A 2142-nucleotide genomic window follows, 5' to 3' on the forward strand; every position below is an offset into this window, starting at 1 on the left:
GTTAACCTCTGGGTTTCAACGCCCGGAAGCATCCCGGAGGTTGATGGTGTGATGGCCGGAAAGATCCAGGCAATCCTTGCACCGCACTTCGAAAATCTTGGACTTGAAGTACCCCCGCTTCCAGAGCGTTTTGTCCCGGATCCTGACGAACAAATCGTAGCAATGCTCAAGGCGCGCCCTCCTGCGGTGAGCTTCGTGTACGGCGTTCCGCCTGATTGGGTGTTGGAGCAATGTCGTTCACAAGGGATCACCATCATGGGCACTGCGACCACAGTCGAGGAGGCGAAGGCCCTTGAGCTGGCTGACGTCGACTGCATCATCGCTTCGTCCTCGGAGGCTGGAGGTCATCGCGGCTCGTTCATCAAGTCTGCAGAAGACTCGCTTTCCGGCGCCATCTCCCTGATCCCGCAGGTCGTGGACAACGTAAAGCTGCCGGTTGTCGCCGCCGGCGGAATCGTAGACGCTAGAGGTATCGCGGCAGCGTTCGCACTGGGCGCCCAAGGCGTGCAGATCGGAACTGCTTTCCTGGCCTGTGACGAGTCGAACGCGAGTGACCCGCATCGCGAAGCGCTATTTTCTGCGGCTGCGAAAAATACCAAATTGTCGAGGGCGATTACGGGGCGGCTCGCGAGAAACATCCAGAGTGATTTCATCGACGAAATCCAGCTTAACGGATTGAGTATCCCGCCGTATCCAGTGGAAGCATGGTTCGTTAAGCAGTTGCAGGCGGCTGCCTTTAAGCAGAAGCGCTACGAATATCTGTCATTCTCGGCAGGCCAGACGACCTCACTTATCCGCCAAAAAAAGGCAAGCGAGTTGATGAACGAACTTATTCGCGAAACCCCGCGCCTTCTCGAAAGAATGTTTCGTGGTCCGGCTGCAGTGTAGCCAGATGTCCTGGAAGCACAGTTTGCGCTTAAGCAGACAGCAAGCGCAGCGCGCTGGCATGGGGAACGACGAAACACCTGGGCTGCTACGTGCGGCCCGCCGCACACAAAAGTTGGCGATTCTGATGATCCGCACAGATCGCTGATTCCGTTCACATGGCTGGTTTGAATATGTATAAGAAACAGCTATGACTAGCTCAGTCAGCTATCGGAGCCTTTGCGTGGCAAAACTGTTTTTCCTTCTAAATACACGAGATTCTGAAAATTTTGAGGTGATGGCCGAAAATGAGCCGAAAATGTCCCTAAACCATCACAGCTAGAGCGTCAGTGCGAACCCGTAAAACGTAGACTGTTCCCGCCAGTGGTCAGGAGACTGCTGGTCCTGGCGGGCACAGGGACCTGGTGGCAGGAGTCACGGGGTCTTGCACAAGTTGACGCGAACTGGATGGCAGGGAAGCTTGCCTCTTGTCGCAATTGGATCTTTGTCTTCGTGTACCTGTGAAAGCATTGGCTTGGCCAAGGCGGGCAACGGGTGCTGCCTTGGGTAAATCGTGGCAGATATCGGGCATGAGCCCGACTGAGGACAGAGTCATCATGATGATAGAGAATCGGAATACCTCCTTCCTGTTTGGAGGCAATGCTCCTTATGTCGAGGAACAATACGAGGCATACCTTAACGACCCAAACACGGTGTCGGACGAGTGGCGCGGTTATTTCGACGCGTTGCAGGGCGTGCCGGCGAGTGATGGATCAGACACAGGGGACGTCGCACACGCACCGGTCGTGTCTCGTTTTGTCGAGCTGGCCAAGCAAACGCGAACGGGTGGACGCTCGGAGAACGAGGTACTGAGTTTCGCCCGCAAGCAAGTCGCCGTACAGGCACTGATTTCGGCCTATCGTATGGTGGGCACCCGTAATGCTCATCTGGATCCGCTGCGCTGGACCGCACCAGTGCCATTGCCTGAATTAAACCCGAGCTACTACGATCTGTCCCACGCGGACATGAACACGAAGTTCAGCATGTCGGACACGTACTTTTCGGACGAAGATGCGGTGCTCGACGATTTGGTGCAGGCGCTGACAGAAACCTATTGCGGGACGTTGGGCGCCGAGTTCATGCATTTGGCTGATCCGACTCAGCGTAGCTGGTGGCAAATGCGTCTTGAGTCGTCGCGTTCAAAAGCGACCTTGGATAACGGTGACAAGCTGCACATCCTCGAACGGCTGACGGCTGCCGAGGGTCTTGAAAAATACC

2 protein-coding genes are annotated in these 2142 nt (G+C 55.7%); both read left to right on the forward strand.

Annotated elements, in window-relative coordinates; all coding sequences use genetic code 11:
• On the forward strand, positions 1-888 hold an 888-nt coding region (locus WCA53_RS15215; RefSeq protein ID WP_423911742.1), incomplete at its 5' end, for an NAD(P)H-dependent flavin oxidoreductase.
• Between the two features lie 566 nt (positions 889-1454).
• Positions 1455-2142: 2-oxoglutarate dehydrogenase E1 subunit family protein (locus WCA53_RS15220; protein ID WP_423911745.1), on the forward strand; the 688-nt coding region annotated here is incomplete at its 3' end.

The sequence above is a fragment of the Caballeronia sp. genome, from assembly GCF_049581465.1.
Classification (GTDB): domain Bacteria; phylum Pseudomonadota; class Gammaproteobacteria; order Burkholderiales; family Burkholderiaceae; genus Caballeronia.